This is a genomic window from Nostocoides australiense Ben110 (genome assembly GCF_001050535.1).
In the GTDB taxonomy this organism is placed as follows: domain Bacteria; phylum Actinomycetota; class Actinomycetes; order Actinomycetales; family Dermatophilaceae; genus Nostocoides_A; species Nostocoides_A australiense.
Map to the genome: position 1 here is coordinate 3,696,956 of NZ_HG764815.1, position 2,287 is coordinate 3,699,242.

Annotated in this window: 3 protein-coding genes and 1 pseudogene; 2 read left to right on the top strand and 2 right to left on the bottom strand. The window is 72.2% G+C overall.

Going from position 1 to position 2,287, the window contains the following annotated elements:
- A pseudogene (locus tag BN11_RS18155) lies at positions 1–750 on the top strand (hypothetical protein); the annotation flags it as partial.
- The gene (locus BN11_RS24310; protein ID WP_162213288.1) at positions 747–1,286 is read left to right on the top strand and encodes a hypothetical protein; all 540 of its coding nucleotides are present in this window, start codon (positions 747–749) and stop codon (positions 1,284–1,286) included. The pseudogene BN11_RS18155 and the gene BN11_RS24310, both read left to right, overlap by 4 nt.
- On the opposite strand, the gene BN11_RS18160 is transcribed toward BN11_RS24310, so the two are convergent.
- Together BN11_RS18160 and BN11_RS24315 are read right to left on the bottom strand one after the other, a co-directional pair.
- Positions 1,249–1,965 carry an NUDIX hydrolase gene (locus BN11_RS18160; RefSeq protein WP_048699701.1) on the bottom strand — a complete coding sequence of 239 codons (717 nt, stop codon included), beginning with the start codon at positions 1,963–1,965 and terminating at the stop codon, positions 1,249–1,251. The two genes, BN11_RS24310 and BN11_RS18160, sit on opposite strands and share 38 nt — an antisense overlap.
- Positions 1,962–2,287, bottom strand: a 326-nt coding sequence (locus BN11_RS24315) for a glycosyltransferase (protein ID WP_048699703.1), incomplete at its 5' end; no start/stop codon positions are given. The genes BN11_RS18160 and BN11_RS24315, both read right to left, overlap by 4 nt.

The window sequence follows — 2,287 nt, forward strand, 5'->3', positions numbered from 1 at the left end:
CAGCGAGCGCGCCGCCCCCCCCCCGCCATACCCGCCCTCCAGGCGACGCGGCCGGCGGACCCGGCGTCGTGGCAGCGGGCTTCCCGGCTCGCGGGGGTGGCCACCGCGCTGCCGCCTGCGGCGGCACCACGCCTGCGCAGGCGGCGCCTGAGTGCGTGGGTCGCTCTGGTGTTGACCGGCCTGGGCATCGTCGTCGCGACCGTGACCGCGAAGGCTCACGAGAGCGCGAACGCGGCCGGGAGTTCGGTGACCGTCGGGCTGGCCGCGGCGCTGGCACTCTTCGGCGCCGCGCTGCTGATCGCCGGGCTGACCGGCCGGCGCGGCGGACTCACCACCCTGGTGGCATTGCTCCTCGCCGTCGCCACCGGAGCCAGCGCCATGGCGAGCAACCCCGCCTGGTCCGGCGGCATCGGTGAGCGTACGTGGGGAGCCAGCGGCGGGTCGGCCGGCTATCGGCTAGGCCTGGGCACCGCAACCCTCAACCTCGACGAACCGGTGCCCGCGCACACCGACCGGCTGTCGTTCCCCGTGCGAATTGGAGTGGGCGAGTTCGTGATCAACCTGCCCGCCACCGGAACCACGACGGTGACGGTCGACGCCCGCGTCGGCTCGGTGTCCGAGGACGGCAAGCAGGTGGCCAGCAATGAGCGGCTCCGGTTCACCAGGACCTACGGCACCGGCGATCCGAAGTTCGTCGTCGATGTCACGATGACGGCCGGAGACGTGCGGGTCGAAGGAGTAGGCAAGTGAATCAGCACCTCGGTCCCGACGAGTTCGACGCCCCGACGGCGCCGACCGGCGCTGACGACCTCACCGCTGCCCTTCCCACGACCGCCAGCCCGCCCACAACACCCAGTTCCCTCACAACACCCAGCTCCCCCACAAAACCCAGTTCCCCCACAACACCCAGCTCCCCCACAACACCCATCGCGCGCGGCCCACTGGCGACCGAGGGCAGCCCGCCTGCTCCGGCGCTGCCGCGCAGTTGGCTCGAGGCACCGGCCGGGGAGAACGGTTCGGCGACATCCGATTCGGGGCGGGGAAGTTCCGCCCTGACGCACCCGGAGGGCCAGACCGAAACCGTTGCCGCACAGCGACTTTACAAGCGTGGACCCGCGGTCTTCACCATGTTCTCCGGGGCGCTGCTCCTCGGTGTTGCGGTCCTGACGATCATCGCCCAAGTGCGCCGTGAACCGATCGCGTTCGCGACAGGCGCGCCCTACGTCCTCGTCGGGATCGGCCTGTTCATCACGGCTGTCGGGGCCCCCCCCCCCCCCGCCAGGTGAGCCACCGGTCGGCGGCCAGCAACGGCGCACGCTGGTGAAGGGCGAGGGCGTCGACGTCGAGCCACGCCGCTTCGCTCGTGGTGCCGCCCTGGTCGTGGACGACGAGCGGGCCCGGCTCCGGGACGGTCGCGGCATACACCAGCCGCACCACCTGATAGTCCTCCCAGGTCCCGTCCGGCGCCTGGCCGACCCAGTGCGAGGTGAGGAGATCGAGCAGCCGGATCTCCCCCAGGTACTGGCCGGTCTCCTCCCACACCTCGCGGCGCAGCCCGGTGGCCGGGTCCTCACCCGGGTCGACCCCACCACCGGGCAGGGTCCAGCGGTGGGCCGCCCCCCGCACGTCCGCCGCAAGTCGCGTGGCGAGCACGAGGCCTTCGCGGACGACCACGGCATACGCCGCAAGTCGTTGCACGACAACGGCATCGACGCCCTCCGGCGGCCGCTCGCCGCTCGTCGCGGGCACCCAGGTCGTATGCCGCTCCTCCCCCACCTCGGCGACGACGCTCACCTGGATGGTGACGCCCTCCTCATCGGAAGGCGTGAACGCCTGCCGGACGCCCGTCATGCTCCAGCCGCGCCGGTGCAGCTCGTCACTGGGGTCCGCGCCGTGCGGGAGAACGACGTCGACGACCTCGTCTCCGGCCAGGGTGACGCCGACGATACGGATGCCGCGGCTCATCGCGTTGCTCCCGCCCGACGGTATTCCGCGAGAACGCATTCGACGATATGCGACCAGTCCTCGGCCGGCGGAGTGGCGAGATTGTGAGCGCGGATCCGTTGGCGCAGCGCATCGTGCGCGACCAGGCGGCGGGTCGCGGCGACCAGACCGGCATCGTCCTCCGCCAGCAGTCCGTTGACGTCGTGGGTGATGAAGTCGGCCACGCCGGAGGAGCCGATCGCCACGACCGGCAGCCCGGCGGTGCGGGCCTCGAGGGCGGCGATGCCGAAAGCCTCCATCCGCGTCGGCGCGAGATAGACGCCCGCCGCGGCATACGCCGCCG